Consider the following 3442-nt stretch of genomic DNA (forward strand, 5'->3'; position numbering starts at 1 on the left):
GTCTTTGAATCGGAAACGAGCAGCACTTTGCGAAGCAACTGAACACCATAAAAAGTTCCTGCTGATGTAGCGCCGTTGATACTAATCTTATTTTGTGTAACTTCGAATTTGTAAGCTTCCCTGTTTTGGTTTTTGAAATTAGACTGCAATTCAATGCCATCCTTAAGTACAGGAGAATCCGTAATTGCTACTTTTATACCCGTAGCATCTAAAATAGATTCGGATAGAAATGTTGCAATTTGCGCTAGATTTTTATCTTTTTTTGGAAACGAAATTGTAGTTGATTTCGAAAGAACAAATGGTTTTCCCGTTCCAAGATGGACGGTTTGCGGAAGTGGAATAACATTGTAATCAACCGATTTTGGACTTTGAGCCATCGCTGATCCCAATCCAAAAAATACTAAAAAGCAAATAATGTATTTTTTCATCGTTAATTATTTTGTTCTATTCGAACGTTTGCAAGATACTTTTTTCCAAACCATTAAGCTCATTAAGTTCGCTTCTCGACTGTTATTTAGCTTACTTAAAACCTTAATTTCCTTAATACTCTAAATGGTTGTAAAAACCTAGATACATTTAAAAGTTTATATTTTTTCACAAAATCAGCTACTTTGATTTATTGTTTTTCATTGGTCATCGTAAAAACTAATTCTCCTCCATTTATTATATCGCTATGCTTAAAAAATGGTGTTTTTAATTGTTTACCATTTAATCGTACCGAAGCTACATATTTGTTTAGGGCGCTATTGTTTTGTGCTTTGATATTTAAGGTTTTTCCGTTTTCAAGTGCAATACTGGCCTTGTCAAACAAAGGTCTGGATATCGTATAAGTTGGGTCACCAGGAGCTACCTGATAAAACCCTAAAGCATTAAAAATGTACCAAGACGACATTTGACCGCAATCTTCATTACCACTTAAACCGTCGGGAGCATTTCGATACTGCTCTTTCATAATTTTATCTGCCAATTCTTGGGTTTTAAAGGCTTTATTGATGTAATTGTAAAAATAAATGATGTGATGACTCGGTTCGTTTCCGTGCGCATATTGCCCTATCAAGCCCGAAATATCTGCCGATGCTTCTTCTCCTTCGACCACCGCTTTTGTATTAAATAAAGCATCTAAATTTCTCTCGAAGTTCGACTTTCCTCCCATTAATTTGATTAAACCTGGAACATCTTGGGGTACAAACCAAGTCCATTGCCAAGCATTTCCTTCGCAATACGGACTATTCATATGATTGGAATAAGAAGGATTGAATGGGCCAATGAATTTTCCGTTGCTATCTAAAGCACGCATATAGCCTGTTTCTTTATCGAAATATTTCTTGTATCGAGAGCCTCTTTCACTCAACCATTTGTAATCTTCTGTCTTGCCCATATCTTTGGCCACTTGCGCCAATGCCCAATCACAATACGCATATTCCAATCCTCGTGAAGTGGCAAAAATAACGTCTTTATCCGCTGGGATGAAACCCATTTCTTCATTATACTGTTTTCCTTTGGTCATCAACCATTCCCAAATAGCGGGATGATTTACCTTGATTCCGGTTGTATCATAAGGGATGGAACGTTTCATTGCTTTGTATGCCAGCTCGGTATCGTAGTCTCTAATTCCTTTGGTGTAGGCATCGGCAATAACAGATGTAGCGTGGGCTCCAATCATTGTGCCTGTATAATTAGAAGCGAGACCCCACATTGGCAACAGTCCCCCTTGCTGGTATTTGAGCAACATCGAATTGATGAATTCATTGGTTTTTGATGGCTGAATTAAACTCACCAATGGCATTTGTGCCCGAAAAGTATCCCAAAGTGAAAAAACGGTGTAATAGGTTCCTTTATCTAAAGTATGAATTTTTAAATCCTGACCTCGGTATCTTTTATCGACATCCGAGTAGGTTGAAGGATGAATAAAAGCGTGGTACATTCCGGTATAAAAGATGATTTTTTCGTCTTGTGAACCACCTTCGACTTTTATTTTTTGCAATTGTTGTTCCCAAGAATCATTGGCTAAAGTTCTCACTTTATCAAAATCCCAATCGGGTATTTCTGTATCCAAATTGTTTAACGCTCCCTGTTCATCAACGGCTGAAATGCCCACTTTTACGTTGACTTCTTTTGGATTATCAAAAGTCAAAACCGCTTTTACATTTTCATCATTCAACGTAATTCCAGTAATTTCCTTGTTTTGTTTGTACAACTTTACCGAAAAAGGTTTATCGAATTTAGCATAAAAATAAACGTAGTCTCTTTTTGACCAACCTTCTGTAAGACGCATACCGCGAATTTCGGTATTGCTGATGATTTCGATACTCGATTGCAGTACTTTTTGATTGTGTAAATTATGGTGCAAATCGATAATTATTCCCGACTCGCCAGCTGGAAATTGGTATTTGTGAAATCCCGCTCGAGTTGAGGCCGTTAGTTCGGCTTGGATTCCGTTATCAAAAGCCACTTTGTAATACCCTGGACTTGCAATTTCATTTTGATGCGAAAAGGCCAAGGGATAATATTTTTGAAGGGTATCGTTCTGCATTTTTAGTTTTCCGATAAAAGGAGTAAAAAGTACATCGGCAAAATCGGTCATTCCTGTTCCGCTCAGGTGGCGGTGCGAAAAACCCAAAATACTTTTGTCATCCGTATAATAACCGCCACAAGCATCCCAACCTTGAGTACGAGTATCCGGACTGAGTTGAACCATACCATAAGGAACAACAGCCCCGGGAAAAGTGTGACCGTGACCACCTGTCCCAATAAACGGATTTACTAACTTTGTTAATCTAATTACACCATCAAATCTATCGTTTGATGAAGAGATAAATAGAAAAGCTAGAAGTACTAAAGGGATAATTTTCTTCATTTTATATCGAAATTAAAATTTATTAATGGCTTGTTCCAGTAACATCCAGTCGGATTCTTGAAGTTCTAAAACATAAGCATAGCCTTTTTCGTTTGGCGTTTCCAACCAAGTATTGACTAATTGTTGTTGGCTGCTTTCTATCAAACTTCCTTTGTTGTCCCAAGTTTCATTGCAACACAAGCAGCCCATCGAAGGAGTTTGTGGATAAAATTCTTTGCCAATATACAAATTTGGATCTATCGTTGTGCCGTGAAAATGGATTTCGGTTCTACCCGCTTTTCCCGCCCAAAATGTTTGTTGTAAAAGCGTGTTATTTTGAAGGGCTGCTGGAAAAAAACTAAGGTAATTTTCTAAAGTAAATTGGGTAGTAGGTTTATCGAAAAAAGAAACTGCCTCGCATTCAAAAGGCAAAAAAGTAACAAAACTCAAAGTGGGTCCAATAAACAGGTTTTCGGATTTATGCAAAGAATCAATTTTAAAAAGACCTACAGGCGTATTTCCGTTTGTAATATACATCGGCAAATTAGTAGCAGAGCGCGCTAATTGATTGATTAGAACTAATTGTCCCTTGTCTTTTACTAGAGA

3 protein-coding genes are annotated in these 3442 nt (G+C 37.3%); all 3 read right to left on the minus strand.

Features of this window, described 5'->3' with window-relative positions; translation table 11 throughout:
- The coding region (locus tag ACIQ1E_RS14015; RefSeq protein ID WP_396171980.1) for a glycoside hydrolase family 20 zincin-like fold domain-containing protein at positions 1–428 on the minus strand (428 nt) is incomplete at its 3' end.
- A 188-nt stretch (positions 429–616) separates the two neighbouring features.
- Entirely contained in the window at positions 617–2857 is a 2241-nt protein-coding gene (locus ACIQ1E_RS14020; protein WP_396171982.1) for a GH92 family glycosyl hydrolase, read from the minus strand.
- 12 nt (positions 2858–2869) lie between these two features.
- Positions 2870–3442 (minus strand): hypothetical protein (locus tag ACIQ1E_RS14025; RefSeq protein ID WP_396171984.1); only part of this gene is annotated, 573 nt, incomplete at its 5' end.

The organism is Flavobacterium sp. (assembly GCF_044348915.1).
Taxonomy (GTDB): Bacteria; Bacteroidota; Bacteroidia; order Flavobacteriales; family Flavobacteriaceae; genus Flavobacterium.

Bases quoted from the DNA above. Each gene is read 5' to 3' on its own strand.
- ACIQ1E_RS14020 (WP_396171982.1), bottom strand. From the start codon at position 2,857: ATGAAGAAAATTATCCCTTTAGTACTTCTAGCTTTTCTATTTATCTCT.